Here is a 25,635-nt window from a genome sequence, read left to right on the forward strand (position 1 = left end):
TTTAACGATTACGGATTTTTTTATACTCAATAAAATAAAGGGATATTTCTATTTTATCACTTAAATAAGCCCATCTATTTTACCTTGATTATCAACATTAACAGCGATAGCAGCAGGTGCTTTCGGTAATCCGGGCATCGTTGTGATAGAGCCTGTTAAGGCAACAACAAAGCCAGCGCCAGCAGAAACATACACTTCACGAACGTTTATTGTAAAGTCAGTCGGTCGGCCTAATAACGAGGGATCATCTGAGAGTGAATATTGAGTTTTTGCCATGCAAACAGGGAAATGAGCAAACCCCATACTTTCTATCTTTTCTAACATTTTACGAGCATGTTGGCTATAAGTCACACCACCTGCACCATAAACTTCTTTGGCAACAATCTCGATTTTTTGACTAAGTGAAGCATCATCAGGATAAATTAATTGAAATTGGCTCTGTTCATTTTCAAGCGTATCAATCACTTGTTTAGCCAATTCAATACCACCTTCGCCGCCTTTTTCCCACACTTTGGTAATTGCGAAGCGACAATCTCTATCTTGGCAAAATTGTTCGATAAACTGGTGCTCTGCAATACTATCAGTGACATACGCATTAAGAGAGACAATCACGGGTAAGCCATATTTTTTTAGGTTTTCAATGTGTTTTTCAAGATTTACAATGCCTTTTTCAAGGGCGGCTAAATCTTCATTATTCCATTCGCCTTTACCTAAGCCACCGTTATATTTTAGCGCTTTGGTGGTGACAACAATCACGGCACAATCAGGGCGTAATCCACTGATCCGACATTTTATATCAAAGAATTTTTCAGCACCTAAGTCAGCACCAAAACCAGCTTCTGTCACAGTAATATCAGCAAGTTGAAGAGCAAGTTTTGTCGCCCTTACGCTATTGCATCCATGGGCGATATTAGCAAAAGGGCCTCCATGAATAATGGCAGGAGTATTTTCGAGTGTTTGTACTAAATTAGGATTAATAGCATCTTTTAATAAACTCGCCATTGCTCCGACGGCTTGTAGATCGTTTGCTGTAACAGGATCACCATGATAAGAATAAGCAACAATGATGCGAGAAAGTCGCTGTTTTAAATCATCAATATCCGCTGCTAAACATAGGATAGACATAATTTCAGAAGCAACAGTAATAACAAAGTTATCTTCTCTTGTGATACCGTCTTTTTCGCCACCTAATCCCACAACAATATTACGTAAAGCACGATCGTTCATATCCATACAACGTTTAAACACGATTTTTTTAGGATCGATATTTAAAGGATTACCTTGATAAATCGAATTATCAAGTATGGCTGCAAGTAAGTTATTGGCAGAGGTAATAGCATGAAAATCGCCAGTAAAATGAAGGTTGAGATCTTCCATCGGAACGACTTGTGAATAACCACCACCAGTTGCTCCACCTTTAATGCCAAAACAAGGGCCTAAAGAGGGTTCACGCAATGCAATAATGGCATTTTTCCCAATATGATTAAGTGCTTGCCCTAATCCAACAGTCACCGTTGTTTTACCTTCACCAGCAGGTGTTGGGTTAATTGCTGTAACTAAAACTAATTTTCCGGGCTTTTTTGCCGCAATTTTTGACCAAATACTGTGGCTAAATTTAGCTTTGTACTTGCCATAAAACTCGATATCGTCTTGATCAATATTTAAATTTTTAGCAATGTCCTGAATAGGTAAGAGGTGTGCTTCTTGGGAGATTTGAATATCTGATTTCATTTTAATTCTCTTTTTATCCCGCTAATGATGTCTCTAGTGATCTTTACTTATCAACTTTAGACAATAATCTAAATATGGCCAATAGATTGATTAATTTGTAGTTATTTACTTTAGATAACGCGTTCATCGTCACGCCATTTAAATAATCGTTGTGGTTAGCGTCTATTTTTTCTTTAAATTACCTCTATTAGAGTGATGTTTTGTTTTTTTCAAAAAACGTATTTTAACTAAGGATGACAATTTAATCTCATACAAAAAAGAGGATATTAAAAAAGAAGAGTCTCAAGATAGATGTTAATAAACAAAAAAGGCGCTGATATCAGCGCCTTATCTATTATAAATATCTGTATTTAAGACTTTCAGATTTAGTCACAAGAAATTTTAATGGCTAATCCACCTTGAGAGGTTTCACGATACTTAGCATTAATGTCTTTCCCTGTTTCGTACATTGTTTCGATGACTTTATCTAAACAAATACGAGGATCGCTGACACGACGTAAAGCCATACGAGATGAGTTTACTGCTTGTACGGCTGCAATAGCATTACGTTCAATACAAGGAACTTGTACTTGTCCTGCGACTGGGTCGCAGGTAAGCCCTAAGTTATGCTCCATCGCAATTTCTGCTGCGATACAAACTTGTTCTGGGCTACCGCCTAAGAGTTCAGTCAATGCACCTGCTGCCATTGAACAAGCAACACCGACTTCACCTTGGCAACCGACTTCAGCACCCGAGATAGATGCATTCATTTTGTAAAGTGAACCAATAACACCAGCAACTAAGAAAAAGCGAGTGTAAGAGTTTTCATTTACAGGGCGAATAAATTTATCATAGTAAGATAATACTGCTGGGATAATGCCGCAGGCACCGTTTGTTGGTGCTGTGACAACACGCCCACCAGCCGCATTTTCTTCATTCACGGCAAGGGCAAACATATTAATCCAGTCAACAACTGTCATTGGATCTGTTGTCGTTTTATCTTCTGTGACTAACATACGGCGTAATGCAGAAGCACGGCGAGGTACACGTAATGGCCCCGGTAATAAGCCTTCGGTATTTACACCGCGCTCAATACCTGACTTCATTACTTCCCAAACAGCCGCAAAATGAGCCGAAATTTCTTCTTTGCTACGTAATGCTAATTCGTTTTGCATCACTAATGCTGATAAAGAAAGACCTGTTTCTTTGCAATGGCGACGTAAATCAGCCGCATATTGATAAGGATAAGGAACTTGAACTGTATTTTTTTCAGGTTGACCAAAATGTTCTTCATCAACAATAAAACCGCCACCAGTAGAATAATAGGTTTTTTTCAATAAAACCTGTTCACCGTTATAAGCGGTAATGGTCATGCCATTTTCATGGAGAGGTAGATTGGTTTTATGAAAATTCATACCGCCTTCAACCGGAAAATCGACTTCTTTTATGCCATTTGCCAGCATTAAGCGACCGGTTGTTTCTACTTGTTTAATAAACGGGGCGATAGAATCAATATCGACAGTATCAGGTAAATTTCCTGCGAGTCCCATAATAATAGCAATATCCGTTGCGTGACCTTTACCTGTTAAAGATAAAGAGCCATAAACATCAACGATAACGCGGGAAACAGAAGAGAGGAGATTTTTTTCAGCAAGTAAATCAACGAATTCTTTACCTGCTTTCATTGGACCTACAGTGTGTGAGCTTGAAGGGCCGATACCGATTTTAAAAATATCAAAGACGCTAACCATAATATTCGCCTCCCTAATTAATTTAAAGGCGCAACTGTGTGATTATTAGAGTGAGAAGTGTCAGTTTTGAAGTCTAAAGCTGTAATGGCTACTTTCTTTTATGTTATGAAAGTAGCCATCAGGTGCTTTATTAGCCCATGAATGAACTAATTAAGCTATAGAAAACTGCTGAGATTGCGATAAGACCCATAATTACAACGAATGCGTTGCTGATATGGCCTTGGTATTTCTTCATCGCTGGTACTTTACGGATTGCATACATAGGCATCAGGAACAGTAACATTGCGATAATTGGGCCACCTAATGTTTCAATCATACCTAAGATGCTTGGGTTTAATGTTGCAACAATCCAAGTTGTAACCAGCATAAACAGTGCAGTGATTTTGTTTAAACGATCTTTTTCGATTGTTTTACCTTTTTCACGCAGTGATTTGATGATTAAACCGTTGAAACCTTCACGAGCACCTAAGTAGTGACCTAAGAAAGATTTAGTGATCGCAACGAAAGCAATAAATGGAGCAATATAAGCGATAACAGGTGCTTCAAAATGGTTAGCAAGGTAAGACAGAATACTGATGTTCTGTGCTTTTGCTTCTGCTAAGTTTCCTGGTGTTAAGCTAAATACACAGCTAAACACGAAGAACATTACAGTGATAACCATCATGATGTGCGCATAAGCTAAAATGCGTGAACATTTTTTCTCAGCGTTTTCGCCGTATTCTTCACGTTTTGCAACAGCAAACGCAGAGATGATTGGAGAGTGGTTAAAAGAGAACACCATTACAGGGATAGCTAACCATAGGGTTACTAATAGGCCTTGACCCATACCTGATGTTGTTGCGTGATCAAAAGAGAGAGTATCAAGGATCGCACCATTCCACTCTGGGATCAGATACAGTGCTAAAACCATCAGGACAGCAACAAATGGGAACACTAAAACGCTCATTGCTTTAACGATAGCTTGTTCACCAAAGCGAATAATCGACATGATACCGACAATCAGTACCAACGATAAAATTGCGCGAGGTGGTGCAGACATGTGCATTTGGTTCACAATAAAGCTTTCTACTGTATTGGTGATAGCAACACTATAAACCAATAGAATAGGATAAATTGCGAAGAAATAGAGCAGGGTGATTAATTTACCTGCTGTTTTACCAAAGTGTTCTTCAACAACTTCAGTGATATCTTCACCTGGATTTTTACCTGATAACACAAAGCGGCACATACCACGGTGTGCAAAGAAGGTCATTGGGAATGCAAGTACTAACATGATCAACAGAGGAATTAAACCACCAATCCCTGCGTTGATAGGTAAAAATAGAACGCCAGCACCGATAGCCGTACCGTATAAACCTAACATCCATACTGTATCTGACTTACGCCATGTTTTGTAATCACCTTGGGTGTTACCCGACGCGATAGAACCAACTTTGGTTGTATCCATAATACTCTCCGAAATAACGCGGTAAAAAAAATAATGAATAAAAATAAGAGCGCGATTGTATTTCTTTTTAGAAATAATCACGGCATAAATTTAATTATGAATAAATGAGTGCATTGAGTACCTGGTGTTATCTCAATATCTTCAATTACCACATACAAAATCTTTAAATTTCAAAAGAATTAGACTCTTCCAAAATTTGAAAAAATATTCAATAAGTTTATATCCAGACTTAAGAGGTGCAGAATATAGTGTTTTTCAGGATAAACTACCGTGATCACCATCTCAAATGCTAAATATAACTGAAAAACCTGAAAATGTAACATTTTTTATATTTTGTGTTTTTCGAGGCGGTTTTTAAAACATTTTGAAATAACTTTCCAATTTTAAAGGAAATACAAAATAAAGCTAAATACTTAAATATTCATATGTTAATGATTATTTTTAGGTATCTTTATTAACTAGAAAATAAATGATTAAAATCAATTAGGTTATTTTTATTTACAATTAAAACATTACATTAACCATGTATCTAATTGAAATATAATGATAAATTATTTTCTCTAATTAATGTTTAAAACTAGACAAAAGAATATAGAAACAATGCAATATGATTATTTATTAATGAATTTCTTTTATTTTATGAAATGAATATAGCTATATTTCATTTGTAAGTAGAATATTGTTTATAAATACGACAATGAATTTGTTAATAAATGAGTTTGGTAGATTGTTATATAACGAATATAAAAGTTTCATTTTGATTAAAATAACAACATATTTATTTTTTGGACAAATACTATAATAGTAGAGAATATTTTTATTTATATATTAATATATTGAAGGGCGGTGTCACTTAAGTTAAATATAAAAAAGACCACAATAAATGTGGTCTTTTTTGGTATAAGAAAGGCTATGCCTTTGTCCAACCTTTGCGAATAGGATAAGCAAAACAGAGCTGATAGAGCTGTTGTACCCATTTTTGGAGTATATTTCCACCTTTAGACCAGAAGATCTGGCAAAGGCCACAAGAAAGTAGAGCAACGATAAAAGCTCCAATCATATCGATTGGCCAATGTACGCCAAGATAGATGCGCGCCCAAGCAATCGCAACTCCTAAACCGAGCATAATATAGCCAATACGTTTGCTGTTATGCCAAAAGAGATAAGCTAAAGCAATGGTGAAAACAAACGTACCATGGTTACTTGGGAATGATGGTGTTGCATCGTGATCAAGAAAGTTGTAGCCAATGTTGGCTGCAAAAGGGCGTTCATGAGGAACAATAGCACCAATCATCCAAGAGATAGAAAGTGCGATACCTAAAGAGATAGCCGCTTTACATGCCAATGTTCTTTGCTGGCTAAGATATTTTTCATTACCCCATAACCAATAGAACACTAAAGATAACGGAAAAAGATAGACAAGGTACTTAGCAATAATTATCGCCGTACCGATTTCTAAAGGAGATGCCGCAGGTGTTGCATTCATCATTGAAAATACGGCTAAATTGAATTGTTCCAGCAAAGTAGGCTCCATACATGTCGTATTGATAAGCGATGTTTATGATGCATAATACGCAAGTTTTTAAGGGTAAATGAGGGAGTAATAGGGGTAAAGTGTTTTTTTCTTATTTAATTGTGCTTTTTTTAAAAGATTTGTCAGTTTTATACCAAACTGAGCTAAAGCACGCTTAAAAAGAGTATTGCGCTTATGTTATTGCTCCTACATCGTTCTTTTTCTTATCTTCAACGAGGTATAACTTTATGTGGTTCCAGAAAAATATAGTCCTTAGTGCAAGGCCTAGAGGATTTCACTTAATTACACAAGCATTGATTCAAGAATTACCGGAACTAAGACAATATAAAATCGGAATTGCTCATTTTTTTATTCAACATACATCGGCCTCATTAACGATTAATGAAAATGCTGATCCAACAGTACGAAGTGACTTTGAAAACTTCTTTAATCAAAACGTAAAAGAGAACGAAGATTACTATCTTCACACTTATGAAGGCAGTGATGATATGCCTGCGCATATTAAAAGTAGTTTACTTGGACAAAGTGTCATGGTTCCTATTAGTCAAGGTGAGCTGAATTTAGGGACTTGGCAGGGGATTTATCTCGGTGAACATCGTAATCACGGTGGTAATCGTCGTATTATTGTGACATTGCAAGGTGAGTGTTACTAAATTTCAAGCAATAAAAAACCCGACAGTTATTTCACCAAAAGGGTTGAAACTATCGGGCTCCTCAATATTTGGGGACATCAAAGAAAAGCAGTGGCACTAATTCAGACTACGGGTTAGAAAGAAAGTTCGCTGACTAATGAAAAAAAGTAGAATTTTTTTTTGGAAAGAGTGAGATGATAGAGAAAAGATGGATGATATAAAAAGAGAAAGCGCTAAAACATATTGATAAATAAACTGTTTTAGCGCTTTTAAATTAGTTGTAGATGCCTAAATTTTCTTTAGCATAAGCTTCAAAATCTGTGCAACCACCAATGTGTTTCTCATCAATAAAAATTTGTGGCACAGTTTCAACAGGTTTACCGACAGTTTTAGATAAATCAGCTTTTGTAATTCCTTCAGCTTGAATATCTACATAGCGGAAATCGAAATCGTCACGTTTTTCAGACAAAGTTTCAGCCAGTTGTTTCGCACGAACACAATATGGGCAACCTGGGCGACCAAAAATGACAACAAACATACGACACTCCTTATTGAGGAAATAAAATTCAGGCATAATAGTTTCTATTGGTTGTTACTATGCCCTTTTATTAGGCTAAACAAAAACAGTTATTGCCTTTTAGTGTGATAAATTATACCAATTTGCCGAATAATGAGATAGGACTGCAACACAGCATTTAGCGGAGAAATGATGGAAAAGCCTTCAAGTCGAGATATGAAATCACTGTCAGATATGCCAAAACCCATTATCATCATTGAAATAATTGGGATTATTCTATTGGTGGTTGCTTATCTTTATATCAACCAATATATGACCTCTCCGCAGTGGCTAGGAACATATACAGGACAGTTAACGTTAGTTGTTTTAGGGGTTATCTGCATGATCCCGCCAGCTATCCATATTGTATGGCGTGCTATTTATCGATTAACTTTTTTAGGGATTGACCATAAATCCCTAAATAATAAAAAGAAAAAAGAGAATAACGAAGAATAGCTATCTGTTTTTCCTCAAAATATATTAGAAACTAAGAAAATCCAATGTGTAAATTGGCTTAATTTTCTTAGTTTTTCTATTTATTAGTGCCTTCAAGATAGAAAAAGTGGCAAAATAGCGCCAATGCCAAAAGGCACTCTTTTTTTTGCGCGTAAAGGTTATTTGAATGAACGCTGTTGTGACTACCGATCTGGATCAGCTAAAGTCTTGGCTTGATGAACTACAGATTGCTTATTATGAATGTGACTCTTGTCAGGCGTTACATTTACCGCATCTTCAATATATCAGTGGTATTTTTGATGCCAAAATTGATATTCTTGAGGATGTACTTGTATTTACCGCTATCGCTGAGCTAAAACCGTCAGCAATAGTGCCTTTAATGGCAAATCTAAGCCAAATTAATGCAAGCTCTTTATTTATTAAAACATTTCTAGAAATTAGTGATGAAAACTTACCAAAATTAGTTTTCTGCCAATCATTCCCGGTTGCTGCGGGTATCTCACTTAATCAATTTGACCTATTCTTACAAAAAGCAGAAGAGCAATCAGCTGAAGTCGTCAGCGAAATTTTTAATAACGGTTTCTTGTATGGCGAAAAACAAGAAAGTGAAAACGAAGAAGATGAGGAAGAAGATGTTGAGATAAATAGCGCATCAACTGACTCCTCCTATACTGTACATTAATATTAATCTCCATAACGGTCACAAAATCTTATGCAATGCGCACGATTTAGTGCGGGTGAATGTCATTCTTGTGAGTGGCTTTCTCTTGCTTATCCTGAACAAATCAAGAAAAAACAGCACAGCCTATTAGCATTACTTCCAGAAGATTATGCTTTTGATAAATTAGCGCCAGTTGAAAGCCAACAGGCGCAATTTCGTAATAAAGCAAAAATGGTCGTCAGCGGGAGTGTCGAAAGACCCGTCTTAGGCTTAAAAACTAAAGACGGTGTTGCTGTCGATTTATGCGAATGTCCACTGTACCCAGTTTCTTTTGCCTCCGTGTTTCCTGTTTTAAAAACATTTATTGCAAAAGCAGGATTAGTTCCTTACGACATCGAACGTCGCCGCGGTGAACTCAAGTTTATTTTATTAACTGAGAGTCGAAGTAATCGCACTATGATGTTGCGCTTTGTTTTGCGCTCAGAAAAAAAACTAGAACAACTTCGCAAAGCACTTCCTTGGTTACAAGCGCAATTGCCTCAATTAGCGGTTATTTCCGTGAATATTCAGCCTGTCCATATGGCTATTTTGGAAGGCGAGCAAGAAATTATTCTGACTGAAAAAACGTTCTTGGATGAATCATTTAACAAAATTCCATTGCATATTCGTCCAAGAGGCTTTTTTCAAACTAATCCAGAAGTTGCCTCATCACTTTATGCTACTGCTGGGCGTTGGGTAAGAGAATTAAATATCACGCATCTGTGGGATATGTTTTGTGGATCTGGGGGTTTTGGGTTGCATTGTGCGGATAAATCAACCCAATTAATAGGTATTGAAATTAGTCCAGAAGCTATTGAATGTGCGCGTTTATCAGCTCAGGAATTAGGGCTAGAACATGTCGAATTCCAAGCGTTAGATTCAACGGGCTATGCATTAGCAAAAGAGTCTGTACCTGAATTAGTACTTGTGAATCCACCAAGGAGAGGTATTGGTGAGGCATTGTGCGGTTATCTAAATAAAATGAAACCTCGCTTTATTCTTTACTCAAGTTGTAATGCTCAAACTATGGCAAAAGATATTCAGCAACTTTCTCACTATCAGATAGATAGAGTGCAATTGTTTGATATGTTTCCTCATACTTCTCACTATGAAGTGCTTACGTTATTGGTATTACAAGACAACTAAGATATTTATTACAAAATAGTGATTGAGTGTTAGTATAAATAAGCATTTAACGCTCGATGGATAACATCGGGCGTTTTCTTTTTTATTAGATAGGCATTCTATTTTATGCAGAACTTAAAAGCGTTGTTATTAGTGATGGTGTTATTGGGGCCTTTGGGGATCGATCTCTATTTACCGACGATACCTGCGATTGCTCAAGATTTAGGAAGTAGTGTCTCTCTTATTCAATCAACTATCGCTTTATTTATTTTTGTCCTAGGCGTAGGGCAACTTATATCAGGGCCTTTAGTGGATAAGTTTGGCCGTAAACCTATCGCTATCGCGGGGATACTTATCTATATTGTGGGTTCTGTTATTGCAACAATTTCGACAGACTCAACGCTTTTTATTATCTCACGATTATTACAAGCTTCAGCTGTGTGCTGTACTTCTGTTGTCGCTTTTACCTGTGTTCGTGACTGTTTTAATGGTAATGAAGCCGCCCGCGTTTTTGGTTTTTTAAATGGTACGTTAAATATTATCCCTGCATTGGCACCACTATTAGGTGGATTATTGGCAGAATATTGGGGATGGCGTGCTCCTTTCGGGTTCTTAATTTTCTATTCAGTGTTTGTGTTGATTTTGATCACCCGCTTTTTACCAGAAACAAAGCCTGAAAATACTGCTCAATCAAAACAAAAATTAGGTAAAACATACCTTGAGATTTTATGCAGTAAACGCTTTTTGACTTTTGCTTTAGTGAATGTGGGCACAATGGGGATGGCATTAACCTATGTGTCATTTGCCCCAATTGTATTGATGAAAGATGCAAAATTATCAGCATTGATTTTTTCTATTGTTTTTGGTGTAAATGGTTTTTGGATCATGTTTGTCAGTTTTTATGCGAACCGCGTTATTCACCGTGTCGGCAGACCTATTTGTTTGATCTTAGGGAGTGGATTAATGGGATTAGGCTGTGTGAGCTTATTAGGTGGCTTGTTGTTTATTCCTGCCGAAATGCAAAATCATTGGTTGATCTATATGCTTCCTGTAGCAAGTGCATGTGCTGGTCTTGCTTTTATTATGGGACCCGCGACAAGTTATGCGCTTGAGCCTTATTCAAAAACGGCAGGCATTGCCTCTGCATTAGTGGGTTTTATTCAAATGGCAGGTGGTGCAGTCTTTGGTTTAACGGCATTGGCTTCACCAGTACAACCTAAATTAGCGTTAGCTATTGTGATGTTACTCGGTAGTTTATTAGCGTTGAATGCTTATCGAGTAAGCCACAAAGAAGCGTTAATGGAAAAACAGACTACACAAGAATAGAACAAGTATTTGTTGTTTATTCTGACATAAAAAACACCCCAAAGTTGGTGTCCAACTTTTGGGGTGCAGTTCAGAATTGCTGGGGGGTTTTTATATCGACAGTTCGGCTTACGTGTTTTTAATTACGATGTTCAAACTCTAAGGCTTTTTTCTCAATTAATCTCATTAAAAGTGTCAGTATTCCGTTGATACACAGATAAATAATACCTGCGGCAACAAAAACCATCACATCATAACTTTGACCAAAGACTTGTCGGCTATAACCTGTTAACTCAAGTAAGGTGATAGTACTGGCAAGTGAGGTACTTTTGAATATTAAGACTACTTCGTTTGAATACGATGAAAGCGCACGCTTAAATGCGTAAGGTAATATCACTCTAGCTGTTTGTACTGGTGACATTCCTAGCGCTTGGCAAGATTGCCATTGTCCTGATGGAATAGCTCTTACAGCACCATAGAAAAGTAAGGTTGAATAAGCCGCACTATTTAATGCTAATGTGACCATTGCGCAAAACCATGGTGTTGATAATAACTCCCAAATAAACGGGAAGTTTTTCAACGCAGGAAATTGCCCAGGACCATAATAGATTAAGAAGAACTGCACCAATAATGGCGTACCAGTAAATAAGGTAATATAAGCTTTTACAATCGGGGTAATGATGGGAGTTTTTAATGCCAAGATAAAGGTCATTAATACCGATAAAGTAAATGCTACCAATAAAGCCACAAAAGTTAATGAAAGGCTTGTTGGTAATCCCGGTAAAATATCAACAATATAATCCCACATTATGAGGCACTCCGTTCAAATCGAGTCGTTCTCATTTCTAGCCATTTCAGGATATATTGACTGACTAATGTAATTGCTAAATAAATCAGAGCAACAATGCTATACCAAGTAAAAGGCTCTTGAGTTCTATTGGCGATACTTTGTGTTTGTAGCATTAAATCATTGACGCTGATTAATGAGACTAACGCGGTATCTTTCAAGAGTACTAACCACTGATTACCTAAACCCGGCAAAGCGTGACGCCACATTTGAGGCATGATAAAGCGGAAGAAAATAGTAATACGACCCATGCCTAATGCTTGGCCAGCTTCCCATTGTCCTGTTGGTACGGCTTTTAATGCGCCACGTAAAGTTTGTGAAGCATAAGAAGCATAAAGAAGTGAAAGGGCGATAACACCGCAATAGAAAGGTAAAGATTCAGTATCACCAAAATCAATTTGTAAGGTGAAAGCACCTAATTCAATACCATCCATTAGCATCATGACACCTTGTAAGGTGCCATAATAGACAAAAAGAACCACCAGCATTTCTGGTAGTCCTCTAATTAGTGTTACCCAGCATGTTCCTAAGAAAGCAAAGGCTTTCCATCTCGCGGATTCCCAAGCTGTAAACAGCATGGCAAGAACTAATCCGATGATAAGAGCAGAAATAGCAAGTGAGACCGTTGTGATGGCCGCACCTGCTAGAGTTGTTATTTCATTCATCTATTAAACTATTGTTGTTATTGAAATATCGTTATTCAAACCATTTTTTATAAATGACATCATAGGTGCCATCAGCTTTTACTTCAGCTAATGCTTTATTTAATTTATCTTGTAAATCAGCATTGCCTTTTCTTACTGCAATCGCAAGACCAGTACCAAAGTAGTTAGGATCTGCAACTTTATCACCTACAATACCTAATTCAGGATTTTTTTTCAGCCATTCATTAACAACAGCTGTGTCACCAAAGATAGCTTCGATACGACCATTTTTCAGATCTAATACTGCATTTTGGTAACTGTCATAAGGAACCGTTTTCATTTCTTTGTGTTGTTCATTGATGAATTTCTGATGGGTTGTCCCATTCTGCACACCAATTTGCTTGCCTTTTAGGCTTGCAACATCAGAGATTTTACCTGTTACTGTGATAAATACTGCTGAGTTATCATAGTAAGAATCAGTGAAATCAACTTGTTTTTGACGCTCTGGCGTAATATCAATGCCTGCCATTAATGCTTCAAAACGACGGAATTTCAGACTAGGAATTAAACTATCAAATGACTGATTGGTAAAGGTACAATCAGCATTAATTTTTGCACACATTGCATTCGCTAAATCAACGTCAAATCCCACAATTTGATTATTCGCATCAATCATTTCAAATGGAGGATACGTTGCTTCCGTTGCAAAACGAATTGTCTCTTTCTCAGCCGCAGTTGCAGAAAGTGTAATACTGGTCAGAAGTGCTGCAAATAATATTTTTTTCATTGTCTGATCCTGATTTAGTGTGACAAGTAATTAGCAAAAGCTTCCGTTTGTGGAGCAGTGAAACGATAGTTATCACCTTGCTCTATAATACGGCCGTTTTCCATATATACAACTTTGCTCGCGGCTTTGCGTGCGATTTCAACTTCGTGGGTCACAATCACTTGTGTAATACCCGTTTCAGAAAGCTCTTTAATTATATCAACAACTTGAGCGGTAATTTCAGGATCTAATGCTGCCGTTGGTTCATCAAATAAGAGAACTTGAGGCTCCATCATTAATGCTCTAGCAATAGCAACACGTTGTTGCTGTCCCCCTGATAAATGCAGTGGGAAGCGTTCTGCGTATTCACTTAAACGTAAACGTTCAAGTAATTTCATTGCTTTTTCTTTGGCCTGTGGTTTTGATAAACCTAATACACGGCAAGGTGCCTCAATTAAATTATCAAGAACCGTTAAATGTGGCCATAAATTGTATTGTTGAAATACCATGCCCACATTTTGGCGTAATGAACGAATTGCCTTTGCGTTGGGTTGTTGGCTAAAGTCAAAATGTAGACCCGCAATTTCTAATTCGCCTGAACGTGGCATTTCTAATAAATTAAGAACTCTCATTAGTGAGCTCTTACCTGCACCACTTGGTCCTAATAGAACCATTGTTTCACCAGCAGAGCATTCTAGATTAATATCATAGAGTGCTTGGTGCGAACCGTAGAAACAATTTATGTTTTTTAATTGAATACTCATGCGTTTTTTCTGAATAGTCATTAACTGGTTCAAATAATAAAACGGTAAGAATAATTATGCAACTAAAACTGCATAATAAAGTGGTTTTTTTACGTAAAAATGGGTAATTCGGCTATTTTTTTTCACTATTAGGTGAATTTTTATCCAGTTTGTAAGCGTTAGTACTTATTGTTTTAGCCATACCTTTGAAAATAAATAAGTGCGCAGGCATCATGGCAAACCAATAAAGTAATCCACTAAATCCTGCGGGATGCCACCAAGCACGAACATCTATTGAACGAAGATTACCACTGTCGTGGATCGTAAAAGAGAGTCTGCCTAAACCGGGTGCTTTCATTCCAAATAACAGTGTGAGCTGTTTTTCAGGTTCAAGTTTGATCACTCGCCAACCGTCAATCATATCGCCAAGCTCTAATGTTTCTCTTGATGGGCGCCCATAAGTGACTTTATTTCCAGCGATATCATCCATAATGGCGCGTGTTTTCCATAGCGCATTACCATAGAAATAGCCTTGTTCTCCGCCAATTTGTTGCACTGTATGCCAAAGGGATGCCGCGCTTGCAGGTGTGGATACTGTGCAGCCTGCATTTTTAGGGTAATAACCATAGCCGGGTTTCCAACGACTGCGGACAGCCGAAGAGTAACCCCAATCTTGGTTATCTAAAGCGGCTTCTTCATCAGCGAGTGTTTCTTTTACCGCATCATCAAATTTAATTAGAGATTGAGGAATAAGTTTACGTAATGGCTCATCGTTGGCAGGGAGATCATATTTAAGCCCTTGGATCAGTTCTTTGGCAATAGAGGTGGGCACAGACGTTATCATACTGATAAATCCTGCCGAAATTAAACTAGCTGGCATCGGAATGGGGATTAGCATCCGCTTTTTACCTGAAATTTTAATGAAGCGCTCAAAAAGGGTTTGATAGCTGATGTATTCAGGGCCACCAGCATCAAAAATTCGGTGCTGATGTGTGGGGTGATGAATAATTTCCGTTAAATAGTGAATTAAGTTTTTTAAGGCAATAGGGGAGGATTTTGAACGAACCCAGCGAGGTGGCGTAAGAATAGGAAGGTTATAAACCATATCACGCATAATTTCAAAGGCAGCAGAACCCGGCCCTACAATCATTGAGGTACGGATTTCTGTTACAGGGATAGTGCTGGTTCTTAAAACTTCACCTGTAAGTTTTCGTGCAATAAGATGAGGTGAATATTGCTGATCTTCATGTTGTAAGGCACTTAAAAAGATAATTTGTTGAACGTTTGAGCCTTCAAGTGCTTCAACAACATTTATGGCAGCTTTACGCTCTAGTTCAACTAGATTATGCGCATCTCCCATACTATGAACAAGATAATAGACAATATCGGTATCTTGCATCACCTTTTTAAGTGTTTCAGGATTGTGGAGATCGACAAAAATACAGCGTGTATTTTCCCAACCTTGAGACATCATCCAGTCAATTCTACGGGCACCTGCCGTGACTTGATGACCTTGTTTTATCAGAGCTGGAATAAGATTTTGACCAATATGTCCACTGGCACCAAGTACTAATACACGCTGTTGATTCATTGTTAATCCATTGTAAAAAGAGAACGTTATCGTTCTATTGTTACTGATTTTTCTATGAAGTAAAGAACGCCATCAAGATTGGTGTGATTAAACTTAACACGAATCCATGCACAATAGCTGCGGGAACGATGGCAACACCACCACTGCGTTGTAAAACAGGTAAGGTAAAGTCCATTGATGTTGAACCACAAATCCCTAATGCTGTATTTCTATAACGATTAACAATAATAGGAATAAGCATGATTGCCGCTAATTCTCGCATTAAGTCATTAAAGAAAGCGGTACTCCCGATAACGGGACCAAATGCATCTGTTAAGACAATGCCTGATAAAGAATACCAGCCATAACCAGATGCTATTGCTAACCCCATTTTCAAAGGTAATCCCAGAAAATAAGCGGCTAAAGCTCCACCTGCAAGGGCGCTAACGCCCATTACTACCGCTACTGTTGTGCCTCGACGGTTAATTAAAATTTGTTTTGGGCTCATTCCGCTATTACGCAATTGTAACCCTACTAACCAAAGTAAGAAGATAAGCGCGCCTTGGCTGGCATGAGAGGCGTAATGAAAAATTGACCAGCCAGTTAATCCCACAAAAAAACCCACAACGACAACACCGCATAGTTGCAGTGATTCGAGCACCATTTTGATGCGTGATGGAGGCTTGGATTGCTTATGAGCAGGCACATGCCAAGGATCTTTTTTATCGAGTAACCATAAGAACACTAAGTTTGCGCCAAAGGTACATAAAAAGAAAACACTGGCATAAGCAAGAATGGAGACTAAGTTTTCACCAATATTATCTAGCATGGCTAAACTAACGCCCATTAGAAATAGGATAACGTAAACCATCGCGCTAAGTAGGCGGTTTGCTAGATGAAGCAATGGGCGATTGTTTAACTTAATCAAATACCCTACAAAAAGTGGAAGTAGGATAATCAATAACCCTGACAGCATTTCTATTCCTTACTGAGTGTGCTCAAATTATAAAATAAACTAATAACGTGAATTGGATTATAACATTTACTTATGATGTTGTGGATACAGAAATTAAGATAAGTCTAAAATATTTATTAAGGGTAATGAGCCTACCACGTTTAGGTGTAAGAGGCTTTAATTGTTTGAAATGCGAACGATTTGGGTATATATCGAATAGTTGAGTAAATTTTATTACGGCGCGCTTTAACTGTGATATTAATGAAAACATCCATTAAGTGAAATTATTAGCTGATTAAGCATAAAATTAAGATAGAAAGCATAAAATAAAACCAGAGCTTAGTCATAACTTGCGAGGGAATTTATGTATTTAGAAAGAGTGGAAATAGTTGGATTCCGTGGACTTAATCGTCTCTCATTACCTCTTGATATGAATACAGTCTTAGTGGGTGAAAATGCGTGGGGTAAAAGCTCATTACTTGATGCATTAACACTCAGTTTAGGTATTGAAACCTATCAATATGCATTTACACCTGAAGATTTCCATCGTTTGCCGAATGAACCTGAAGAAAACGGCAAAAAAAGCCTACAAATTATTTTAACTTTTACCGAATCTCGCCCTGGACGTCATCGTTCTTATCGTTTCCATAAAATAGCGCCTGTATGGGTTGAAAATGGTGATGACCTTAAACATATTTATTACCGTATTAGTGCTGAATTAGATGAGCAAAAGAATGTAAAAACATTCCGCTATTTTCTTGATAAAGAAGGAAAGCAAATTCGCTTACCTAATGGACAAACTCAAGAAATCATTGCAGAGATAGTGAGGCTTTATCCTGTTCTTCGCTTACAAGATGCGCGTTTTGTTCGCGATCTTGCCTCTGACGTTATCGATTCTCACAACAGCCCTCATCGAGAAGCGTTTAATAATAAAATGAGTGAGTTAACCAAAGCGTTAGTCAAAAATCCTGACGAGTTGTCAGATGAGGATTTACGTGAAGGTCTTGATGCAATGCAACAACTGTTAGGGCACTATTTTGCAGATCACGGCTCGTTGCTGTTTAAATCTCGCTCTCGCCATAGCAAAGTCAACGAGCCTCATGTACGCGGCTGGCATGCGTTAGAAAATATCAATAAAGTGTTGGCAAAACCCAATCAGAGAAGTATTCGATTAATTATCTTGGGGATGTTTTCTTCTATTTTACAGTCTCGTGGTAGTGTTGCGCTGGATCCGTATGCAAGACCTATCGTGATTGTTGAAAACCCAGAAACGCGTTTACATCCTATTATGCTTTCGGTGGCTTGGGGATTACTCAACCTTTTCTCATTACAACGGATCACAACCACAAACTCAGGTGAACTGCTTTCACTAGCACCGTTGCAGAGCGTTTGCCGTTTAGTGCGTGATACCGATAAAGTTGCTGCTTACCGTGTTGGAGGTCAGCAACTACATTCTGATGAAGAGCGGCGTATCTCATTTCATATTCGTTATAACCGACCCTCTGCATTATTTGCGCGTTGTTGGTTATTGGTAGAAGGTGAAACAGAGATTTGGTTAATGAACGAATTGGCAAGGCAATGTAATTATTTCTTTGAAGCGGAAGGAATAAAAGTCATTGAGTTTGCTCAATGTGGGCTTAAGCCATTATTAAAGTACGCAACTTATATGGGGATAGAATGGCATACCTTAGTGGATGGTGATGAAGCGGGTAAGAAATATGCCGCTACCGTTAAGGATTTTGCGTTAAAAAGCAATGATGCAGAGCGTGATAGATTAACGAAGCTTCCTGCGTTAGATATGGAACACTTTTTATACAAAGAAGGCTTTCGCAATGTATATCATGATGTCGCTGGTGTGCCAGATAATGAAAAATGGCCAACTCGACGCGTGATCATTAAAGCAATTCAACGTTCATCCAAGCCTGATCTCGCACTAATGGTGGCTAACAATGCGGCTCAACGTGGAGTAGATTCCATCCCTTCAATACTGAAAAGTATGTTTTCTCGTGTTGCATGGCTTGCCCGAGGCAAAGCGAATTAATTAAGTTCGCCAATGAGTGAATTATTGCGTATTTACTGATCTTAATATTGAGTTGTGGCATTAAGTTGCAACTCAATCTCACGGCTTTTATTTAGTCTTATTGTATTAGAAGGATATTTTATGGCTTTTTTATCTTTAAAAAAGCAAGGGAAAGTGATCACCCTTATTTTGATTATTGTGGCAATTGCGATGTATTTTTTCTGGCCGAAAGAAAACACACCTACCTATCAAACTCAAACAATTACACGCGGTGATCTGGCAAAAGAAGTGACCGCAACAGGTAAGCTTGATGCTGTGCGTAAAGTTGATGTAGGTGCGCAGGTTAGTGGTCAGCTACAAACTTTATATGTAAAAGAAGGGGATGTCGTTAAAAAAGGTGATTTATTGGCGATTATTGATCCTAAAAAAGCGCAAAATGACGTCATTGAATCTCAAGAAACAAACAATGAATTAAAAGCCAACCTTCAACAAGCACAGGCTGAATTGCGCTTGGCACAATTGACATATCAACGACAATTAAAGTTGATTACTACCCATGTGATTGCACAAGAAGAGCTTGATCGCACTAAAACCGATGTTGAAGTGAAAAAAGCACGCATCATCACTTATGAAGCGCAAATTAAAAAGAACCAAGCGACCTTAGATACAGCAAAAACAAATCTGCAATATACGCGTATTACTGCACCTATGGATGGTGTTGTCACGTTTATTAAAACCCTTGAAGGTCAAACGGTGATTGCAGCGCAAGAAGCGCCGACTATTTTAACTTTAGCTGACTTAGACACAATGCTAGTAAAAGCAGAAGTATCAGAGGCAGATGTTATCTATTTAAAACCTGATCTCAGCGCCTCTTTTACCGTTCTAGGTGCGCCAGATAAAGCCTTTAGCGGTAAGTTAAAAGATATTTTACCCACACCTGAAAAAATTAATGATGCCATTTTTTACTATGCGCGTTTCGAAGTGCCTAATGACCAACACTTATTACGTTTACAAATGACGGCACAAGTTAAAATTCTTATTGAAAATAAGAAAGATGTGCTTCTCGTCCCGCTTTCTGTATTAGGTGATGATGCTGGAATTAATGAATATTATGTTGATGTATTGGTTAATGGTCAGCCAGAAAGGCGCACAGTAAAAATAGGAATGCGTACTGATGTTTATGCAGAAGTTCTCAGCGGATTGAAAGAAAACGATGAGGTTATTCTGGGTGAAACCTCAGGAGAAGCATAATGCCTGCATTATTAGAGCTCAATGAGGTTAGCCGTTTATATACTAATGGTGAAGAAGAGACCGTTGTTCTCAATAAAGTCTCATTAACGATTAATGCAGGAGAAATGGTGGCGATTATTGGCGCTTCTGGCTCCGGTAAATCGACTTTAATGAATATTTTAGGCTGCTTAGATAAACCAAGTAGCGGTGAATATAAAGTTGCAGGTCAAAGTGTTGCGAAAATGGAAGGAGATCAGCTTGCGGCATTACGCCGTGAGCATTTTGGTTTTATCTTCCAACGCTACCATTTAATGTCGCATTTAAGTGCAGAACAGAATGTTGAAATTCCTGCAATTTATGCAGATAAAAATGCTTCTCAAAGAAAAGAAAGGGCTCGTGAATTATTAACGCGCTTAGGATTAGGTGATCGCGTTGATTATCGCCCTAATCAACTCTCTGGCGGTCAGCAACAACGTGTAAGTATCGCTAGAGCATTAATGAATGGTGGGGAAGTCATTCTTGCCGATGAGCCGACAGGAGCATTGGATAGCCATTCTGGTAAAGAGGTGATGTCTATTCTTAAGCAATTAAATGAACAAGGGCATACGGTTATTATCGTAACCCATGATCCTTTAATTGCGGCACAGGCTGAGCGAATTATAGAAATAAAAGATGGTAAGATTATTAATGATAATTACCATCAAATAACAGCAAATAAAGTTAAAAAAGAGACAACCGCTGTTTTAGCTTCTTCGTATTTAGGGCAAATATTTGGGCGTTTTACACAAGCACTAGATATGGCTTGGCGTGCAATGGTTGTGAATAAAGTACGCACTTTGCTAACGATGCTCGGCATTATTATTGGTATAGCCTCTGTCGTCACTATTATTGTGATTGGTGATGCAGCTAAAAGCATGGTGCTGGCAGATATAAAAGCTATTGGCTCTAATACTATTGATATCTATCCTGGGAAAGATTTCGGCAGTGATTCGCCTGAAGATAGGCAATCATTAACTATCCAAGATGTCTATGCACTTAAGCAACAATCCTACATACAAGCGGTGACACCACAGGTGCAATTTAGTACGCGATTACGTCGTGGAAATCAAGACTCACCTGCCACTGTTGCGGGTGTCAGTGATGATTATTTTTCTGTCTATGCCATGAAATTCGCTCAAGGACATTCATTTACACCTGATATGATCCAACGGCAAGCTCAAGTTGTAGTGATTGATCAAAATACATTACGCCGATTTTTTCCTACTAAAAAAGAGGTGATTGGTGAGCAAATTATTATCCGTAATATTCCCTCTACGATTATAGGGGTGGTTGCTGAACAAAAATCGAATTTTGGTGATAATAAGTCATTACGAGTATGGGTACCTTACAGCACATTAAATAGCCGAATTTTAAATCGGGCTTACCTTGATAACATCACAGTAAGGGCGAAAGAGGGCTATGATGCGAGTGTGGCAGAGCAGCAAATACTTCGCTTATTAACGATTAGACATGGTAAGAAAGATATTTTCACCTATAACATCGACAGCTTGTTGAAAGCTGCTGAAAAAACCACACAGACAATGCAACTGTTTCTGACATTAGTTGCTGTTATTTCGTTGGTGGTTGGCGGGATTGGTGTAATGAATATTATGTTGGTTTCCGTGACTGAAAGAATACGAGAAATAGGAATTAGAATGGCGGTTGGTGCCAGAGCGAGTGATGTGATGCAACAATTCCTGATCGAATCGGTTTTAGTTTGTTTAGTGGGTGGATTATTAGGCATTGGTCTTTCATTTGGCATCGCAATGGTTGCCAGTGTGATGTTGCCTGATTGGCATTTTGTTTTCCAACCTATTGCCTTAGTCAGTGCGTTTATCTGTTCAACTGCTATTGGAGTTATTTTCGGATTTTTACCTGCAAGAAGTGCGGCAAAAATGAATCCAATAGATGCTCTCGCGAGAGAATAACGCAAGCCATAAGATAAAAGCCCTTAATATAAAGGGCTTTTATTTGAATGAATTAGGCATTCTTTTAAATTAAAAGTATCGAACTGCATTGTGTAAAAGGTATTTTTATTAGGTTTATCTATACTGTCAATTATCCTCTATTCAATAATAGGAATGATAAGGTCAGCATGATCACCTTTAGGTCCTTTTATCGTGCTATAATTAACTTTCTGTCCCGCTTTAAGTGTGCGGTAGCCTTCCATTCTAATTGTTGAATAGTGGGCAAAAATATCTTCTCCACCATTTGCTGGGGTAATAAAACCAAAACCCTTAGCATTATTGAACCACTTTACTGTACCTGTCTCCATACTTAGCTTCTCTCATATACTTGTATTTATTTGTTTAACATCACTTTCAGTATATTTACTGAGCTGTTCATAAAACATACTCTATTTTATTGTTTAAGTCGTCAAGAGGTGAAGGGGGTAGAAAGTGTTTCAATGAGGCGAAATTTTGATGTAGCTAACGCTTTGTTATTTTTTGGATGTAAAAAGAGGGAATAAAAAAGCGTTGATAGGCAGACTTTCCTGTGAGATGGTAAACTAAATGTCATAATTGAAAGTGACGTTTAACAAAACTATGAGTAATGCAAAACAATGGGTCAGTTTGATTTTTTAACAGAAACCACGTTAAGGGATGATGTTCATCAGCTAAATGAGCCACCAGCAATGTATAAGGTGATCTTGAATAATGATGATTACACCCCCATGGATTTTGTTGTAGAAGTGCTTACGATGTATTTTTTCCTTAGCGAGGAAAAAGCAACGCAAATTATGTTGGACGTTCATCATAAAGGAAAAGGAGTTTGTGGGGTTTATAGTGCGGATATTGCCGAAACAAAAGTGGCTCAAGTTAATCTGTATGCGAGAGAAAACGAATACCCACTTTTGTGTACTCTTGAACAGGCATAATCCGGTTAGTCTTTTAAGGAGGAGGTGCTTATGCTTAATCACGAATTAGAGCTGAGTCTTAATGTTGCATTCGCGAAAGCCCGTGATAACAGACACGAATTTATGACTGTAGAGCACCTGTTGTTGGCGCTATTAAGTAATAAATCGGCACGCGAAGCATTGGAAGCTTGTAAAGTCGATCTAGCAGTCTTACGCGAAGAACTTGAAGTCTTTATTCGTAAAACAACCCCAATTCTGCCTGAAAATGTGGACAGAGAAACACAGCCAACGCTGAGTTTTCAGCGTGTATTACAGCGCGCTGTTTTTCATGTTCAATCATCAGGCAAAAATGAAGTCTCTGGCGCTAATGTGCTGGTGGCTATTTTTAGTGAACAAGAGTCTCACGCAGCTTACTTATTACGTAAACACGACGTTAGTCGCCTTGATGTCGTTAACTTTATTTCTCATGGCATTTCAAAAGAAGATCAACAAAACGAAGATCTTTCTGACATGAATGATATGAACGCACAATCTCAACAAGAGATGCCTCAAGGTGACGATCATATGGATAATTTTACCACTAACCTTAATCAGTTAGCGCGCCAAGGTAAAATTGATCCCCTAATTGGGCGCCAAGCTGAATTAGAAAGAACAATCCAAGTGTTATGCCGCCGTCGCAAGAATAACCCATTATTAGTGGGCGAATCGGGTGTCGGTAAAACAGCTATCGCAGAAGGGCTTGCATGGCGTATTGAGCAAGATGATGTGCCTGATGTGATGAAAGGTTACACGATTTACTCACTCGATATTGGTTCGCTATTAGCGGGAACAAAATATCGTGGCGATTTCGAAAAACGGTTTAAAGCATTACTGAAAACCCTAGAAAAAGATGAAAAAAGCATCTTATTCATTGATGAGATCCACACCATTATTGGTGCAGGAGCAGCATCGGGGGGACAAGTTGATGCTGCAAATTTAATTAAGCCTTTACTGTCAGGTGGTCGAATTCGCGTTATAGGCTCTACGACTTATCAAGAATTTAGCAATATCTTTGAAAAAGACAGAGCACTTGCGCGTCGTTTCCAAAAAATTGATGTGACTGAGCCATCTCCAGATGAGACGGTTTTGATCATCAAAGGATTGCGCCAAAAATACGAAGCGCACCATGATGTACGTTATACCAATAAAGCGATTCAGGCCGCGGTGGACTTATCGGTTAAATACATCACCGATAGACATCTACCTGATAAAGCTATTGATGTCATCGACGAAGCAGGTGCAAAAACACGTTTAGTTGCACCAAGCAAACGTAAGAAAACCATTAATGTCTCTGATATTGAGTCGGTCGTGGCTAAAATTGCACGAATTCCTGAAAAAACAGTTTCTAGCAGTGATAAATCAATGCTGAAAAATCTCGATAACCAATTAAAAATGTTGGTATTCGGTCAGGATCAAGCAATCCATGCCTTATCTGAATCGATTAAGATGAGCCGTGCAGGATTAAGCCAAGATAATAAACCCGTGGGGTCGTTCTTATTTGCTGGCCCTACGGGGGTAGGTAAAACGGAAGTCACTGTACAGTTAGCAAAAGCATTAAATGTAAAACTGTTACGTTTTGATATGTCGGAATATATGGAAAGACATACGGTCAGTCGTTTAATTGGTGCTCCTCCTGGTTATGTTGGTTTTGATCAAGGTGGATTATTAACAGACGCTGTCATTAAAAACCCATATTCTGTTGTGTTACTTGATGAAATTGAGAAAGCGCACCCTGATGTATTCAATATCCTGTTACAGGTAATGGATAACGGTACATTAACTGATAACAATGGACGTAAAGCAGATTTTCGTAATGTTATTTTAGTGATGACAACCAATGCGGGTGTACGTGAAACTCAACGTAAATCGATTGGGTTTACAGAGCAAGATAATAGTACTGATGCGATGGTTGAAATCAAAAAAGCCTTCTCACCAGAGTTCCGTAACCGTTTAGATAGTATTATTTGGTTTAATGCCTTATCACCAGAAATTATCTCTATGGTGGTGGATAAATTTATTGTCGAACTGCAAGTGCAGTTAGATGATAAAGGGGTATCGCTAGAAGTTAGCCAAGAAGCACGTCAATGGTTATGTGATAAAGGTTATGACAGAGCGATGGGCGCAAGGCCAATGGCGCGTGTTATTCAAGAAAACTTGAAAAAACCATTAGCTAACGAGATTTTATTTGGTTCTCTTGTTAATGGTGGTTCAGTTTCTGTAACACTAGATAAGCTGGCAGGCAAATTGAATTATGAGTTTGTTAGCCAAGAAAAACTAGCCAAGAATGAAGATACCGTTATCTAAGGATAGCGGTTAATCTCACTAAGCTATAAAAGCATACACCACAGGTGAGCATCAATAAATGCCTTGCCTGTGGTGTTTTTTTCACCCGTTATATGACAATAGCGGGAGAGAACAGATTGGGATCAACGGCTACGGAAGATGATACGGCCTTTGCTCAGGTCATATGGGGTCAGCTCAACGGTAACCTTGTCGCCTGTCAGGATACGAATATAGTTTTTACGCATTTTTCCTGAGATATGAGCGGTAACGACGTGTCCGTTTTCTAATTCAACGCGGAACATCGTGTTTGGCAGAGTATCCAGTACAGTGCCTTGCATTTCAATGTTGTCTTCTTTGGCCATCTAATCCTCTAAGTTTTAATAACCATATTTTTTAAACGGCAAGATAATGCCGAAAATATTGTCC

23 protein-coding genes are annotated in these 25,635 nt (G+C 38.1%); 10 read left to right on the plus strand and 13 right to left on the minus strand.

Translation table 11 applies throughout. The features are described 5' to 3' along the window. Positions 1 to 60: 60 nt before the first annotated feature. The 4 genes from ACWPWK_RS16045 to ybjG form a co-directional block, all read right to left on the minus strand. On the minus strand, positions 61 to 1,731 hold the full coding sequence (locus ACWPWK_RS16045) for a formate--tetrahydrofolate ligase (protein WP_454209220.1): 1,671 nt from the start codon (positions 1,729 to 1,731) through the stop codon (positions 61 to 63). A 365-nt stretch (positions 1,732 to 2,096) separates the two neighbouring features. Beyond that, positions 2,097 to 3,461 carry an L-serine ammonia-lyase gene (locus tag ACWPWK_RS16050; RefSeq protein WP_109373489.1) on the minus strand — a complete coding sequence of 455 codons (1,365 nt, stop codon included), beginning with the start codon at positions 3,459 to 3,461 and terminating at the stop codon, positions 2,097 to 2,099. Positions 3,462 to 3,591: 130 nt separating this feature from the next. Further along, complete coding sequence (locus ACWPWK_RS16055) at positions 3,592 to 4,908, minus strand: HAAAP family serine/threonine permease (protein WP_109373490.1); 1,317 nt, start codon at positions 4,906 to 4,908, stop codon at positions 3,592 to 3,594. 910 nt (positions 4,909 to 5,818) lie between these two features. Beyond that, positions 5,819 to 6,430, minus strand: coding sequence for an undecaprenyl-diphosphate phosphatase (gene ybjG, locus ACWPWK_RS16060; protein ID WP_109373491.1), 612 nt, complete (start codon positions 6,428 to 6,430; stop codon positions 5,819 to 5,821). 239 nt (positions 6,431 to 6,669) lie between these two features. Here ybjG and ACWPWK_RS16065 point away from each other — a divergent pair, with 239 nt between their 5' ends. Next, complete coding sequence (locus ACWPWK_RS16065; protein WP_109373492.1) at positions 6,670 to 7,095, plus strand: secondary thiamine-phosphate synthase enzyme YjbQ; 426 nt, start codon at positions 6,670 to 6,672, stop codon at positions 7,093 to 7,095. 253 nt (positions 7,096 to 7,348) lie between these two features. Here ACWPWK_RS16065 and ACWPWK_RS16070 read toward each other — a convergent pair whose 3' ends face one another. Continuing rightward, positions 7,349 to 7,612, minus strand: a complete 264-nt coding sequence (locus ACWPWK_RS16070; protein WP_036912158.1) for a GrxA family glutaredoxin — start codon at positions 7,610 to 7,612, stop codon at positions 7,349 to 7,351. Positions 7,613 to 7,783: 171 nt separating this feature from the next. Between ACWPWK_RS16070 and ACWPWK_RS16075 the strand changes: the two genes are divergently transcribed. The 4 genes from ACWPWK_RS16075 (at position 7,784) to ACWPWK_RS16090 (ending at position 11,237) form a co-directional block, all read left to right on the plus strand. Then, positions 7,784 to 8,086 carry a YbjC family protein gene (locus ACWPWK_RS16075; RefSeq protein WP_109373493.1) on the plus strand — a complete coding sequence of 101 codons (303 nt, stop codon included), beginning with the start codon at positions 7,784 to 7,786 and terminating at the stop codon, positions 8,084 to 8,086. Positions 8,087 to 8,252: 166 nt separating this feature from the next. Further along, positions 8,253 to 8,768, plus strand: a complete 516-nt coding sequence (locus ACWPWK_RS16080; RefSeq protein WP_109373494.1) for a type III secretion system chaperone family protein — start codon at positions 8,253 to 8,255, stop codon at positions 8,766 to 8,768. A 30-nt stretch (positions 8,769 to 8,798) separates the two neighbouring features. Then, a complete protein-coding gene (rlmC, locus tag ACWPWK_RS16085) occupies positions 8,799 to 9,932 on the plus strand; it encodes a 23S rRNA (uracil(747)-C(5))-methyltransferase RlmC (protein WP_109373495.1) in 1,134 nt (377 codons plus the stop codon). Positions 9,933 to 10,037: 105 nt separating this feature from the next. After that, a complete protein-coding gene (locus tag ACWPWK_RS16090; RefSeq protein WP_109373496.1) occupies positions 10,038 to 11,237 on the plus strand; it encodes a multidrug effflux MFS transporter in 1,200 nt (399 codons plus the stop codon). Between the two features lie 118 nt (positions 11,238 to 11,355). On the opposite strand, the gene artM is transcribed toward ACWPWK_RS16090, so the two are convergent. The 6 genes from artM to ACWPWK_RS16120 form a co-directional block, all read right to left on the minus strand. Then, entirely contained in the window at positions 11,356 to 12,024 is a 669-nt protein-coding gene (gene artM / locus ACWPWK_RS16095) for an arginine ABC transporter permease ArtM (RefSeq protein WP_109373497.1), read from the minus strand. Further along, positions 12,024 to 12,728, minus strand: a complete 705-nt coding sequence (gene artQ / locus ACWPWK_RS16100; RefSeq protein ID WP_109373498.1) for an arginine ABC transporter permease ArtQ — start codon at positions 12,726 to 12,728, stop codon at positions 12,024 to 12,026. The genes artM and artQ overlap by 1 nt, the downstream gene beginning before the upstream one ends. 31 nt (positions 12,729 to 12,759) lie before the next feature. After that, positions 12,760 to 13,494, minus strand: coding sequence for an arginine ABC transporter substrate-binding protein (artJ, locus tag ACWPWK_RS16105; protein ID WP_023581291.1), 735 nt, complete (start codon positions 13,492 to 13,494; stop codon positions 12,760 to 12,762). 14 nt (positions 13,495 to 13,508) lie between these two features. Next, entirely contained in the window at positions 13,509 to 14,237 is a 729-nt protein-coding gene (artP, locus tag ACWPWK_RS16110; RefSeq protein WP_109373499.1) for an arginine ABC transporter ATP-binding protein ArtP, read from the minus strand. A gap of 112 nt (positions 14,238 to 14,349) precedes the next feature. After that, positions 14,350 to 15,807, minus strand: a complete 1,458-nt coding sequence (locus ACWPWK_RS16115; protein WP_109373500.1) for a DUF2867 domain-containing protein — start codon at positions 15,805 to 15,807, stop codon at positions 14,350 to 14,352. A 52-nt stretch (positions 15,808 to 15,859) separates the two neighbouring features. Next, positions 15,860 to 16,762, minus strand: coding sequence for a lysine exporter LysO family protein (locus tag ACWPWK_RS16120; RefSeq protein WP_109373501.1), 903 nt, complete (start codon positions 16,760 to 16,762; stop codon positions 15,860 to 15,862). Positions 16,763 to 17,105: 343 nt separating this feature from the next. Between ACWPWK_RS16120 and ACWPWK_RS16125 the strand changes: the two genes are divergently transcribed. From ACWPWK_RS16125 to macB, 3 genes are all read left to right on the plus strand, one after another. Further along, positions 17,106 to 18,782 carry an ATP-dependent nuclease gene (locus ACWPWK_RS16125; RefSeq protein WP_109373502.1) on the plus strand — a complete coding sequence of 559 codons (1,677 nt, stop codon included), beginning with the start codon at positions 17,106 to 17,108 and terminating at the stop codon, positions 18,780 to 18,782. A 120-nt stretch (positions 18,783 to 18,902) separates the two neighbouring features. After that, complete coding sequence (gene macA / locus ACWPWK_RS16130) at positions 18,903 to 20,012, plus strand: macrolide transporter subunit MacA (RefSeq protein WP_109373503.1); 1,110 nt, start codon at positions 18,903 to 18,905, stop codon at positions 20,010 to 20,012. Beyond that, positions 20,012 to 21,958: a macrolide ABC transporter ATP-binding protein/permease MacB gene (gene macB, locus ACWPWK_RS16135; RefSeq protein WP_454209221.1), complete on the plus strand. Its 1,947-nt coding sequence runs from the start codon at positions 20,012 to 20,014 to the stop codon at positions 21,956 to 21,958. The genes macA and macB overlap by 1 nt, the downstream gene beginning before the upstream one ends. A gap of 137 nt (positions 21,959 to 22,095) precedes the next feature. Here macB and cspD read toward each other — a convergent pair whose 3' ends face one another. Beyond that, complete coding sequence (gene cspD / locus ACWPWK_RS16140; RefSeq protein ID WP_109373505.1) at positions 22,096 to 22,305, minus strand: cold shock domain-containing protein CspD; 210 nt, start codon at positions 22,303 to 22,305, stop codon at positions 22,096 to 22,098. A gap of 288 nt (positions 22,306 to 22,593) precedes the next feature. Here cspD and clpS point away from each other — a divergent pair, with 288 nt between their 5' ends. Further along, positions 22,594 to 22,908 carry an ATP-dependent Clp protease adapter ClpS gene (gene clpS / locus ACWPWK_RS16145; RefSeq protein ID WP_109373506.1) on the plus strand — a complete coding sequence of 105 codons (315 nt, stop codon included), beginning with the start codon at positions 22,594 to 22,596 and terminating at the stop codon, positions 22,906 to 22,908. Between the two features lie 30 nt (positions 22,909 to 22,938). Further along, a complete protein-coding gene (gene clpA, locus ACWPWK_RS16150; RefSeq protein ID WP_102949390.1) occupies positions 22,939 to 25,230 on the plus strand; it encodes an ATP-dependent Clp protease ATP-binding subunit ClpA in 2,292 nt (763 codons plus the stop codon). A gap of 122 nt (positions 25,231 to 25,352) precedes the next feature. On the opposite strand, the gene infA is transcribed toward clpA, so the two are convergent. Continuing rightward, entirely contained in the window at positions 25,353 to 25,571 is a 219-nt protein-coding gene (gene infA / locus ACWPWK_RS16155) for a translation initiation factor IF-1 (RefSeq protein WP_004244560.1), read from the minus strand. Between the last annotated feature and the right edge of the window lie 64 nt (positions 25,572 to 25,635).

This window comes from Proteus sp. Marseille-Q3619 (assembly GCF_965283115.1).